Raw genomic sequence first — 394 nt, forward strand, 5'->3', positions numbered from 1 at the left:
GGGCCGTGGTTAAACCCCCGCCCGCGCCCCTAAAAAATTTGAAATGGAAAAATTATAAAAAGAAAAATTAAAAACCCACCATTATAATATATAAAAAAAAGGATAAATAGAAGACACACCCCCACAAAAAAAACACCACCCAAACCGTCGTAAATTGGGTTTTTAATAAACCCCCACAACCCCCCCAGGCCCCCAAAAAACGCCCCCCCAAAACAAAAAACAAAAAAAAATTAAAAAAAAAAAAAAAAAAAAAACAAAAAAAAAATAAAAAAAACACACCAAAAAAAAAAAAAAAAAAACAAAACAAAAAAAAAAAAAATAAAATCGAAAAAAAAAAAAAAACACACCCCCACCAAACCAAAAAAAAAACAAAAATAAACAAAAAAAACAACAC

The 394-nt window shown here is 29.2% G+C and carries 1 protein-coding gene; it reads right to left on the reverse strand.

The window, feature by feature from the left end; all coding sequences use genetic code 11:
* Window positions 1–67 precede the first annotated feature (67 nt).
* Window positions 68–361, reverse strand: coding sequence for a hypothetical protein (locus PUR53_RS00035; protein ID WP_329906935.1), 294 nt, complete (start codon window positions 359–361; stop codon window positions 68–70).
* Between the last annotated feature and the right edge of the window lie 33 nt (window positions 362–394).

The sequence above is a fragment of the Streptomyces sp. SP18BB07 genome (genome assembly GCF_036322545.1).
Taxonomy (GTDB): Bacteria; Actinomycetota; Actinomycetes; order Streptomycetales; family Streptomycetaceae; genus Streptomyces; species Streptomyces deccanensis.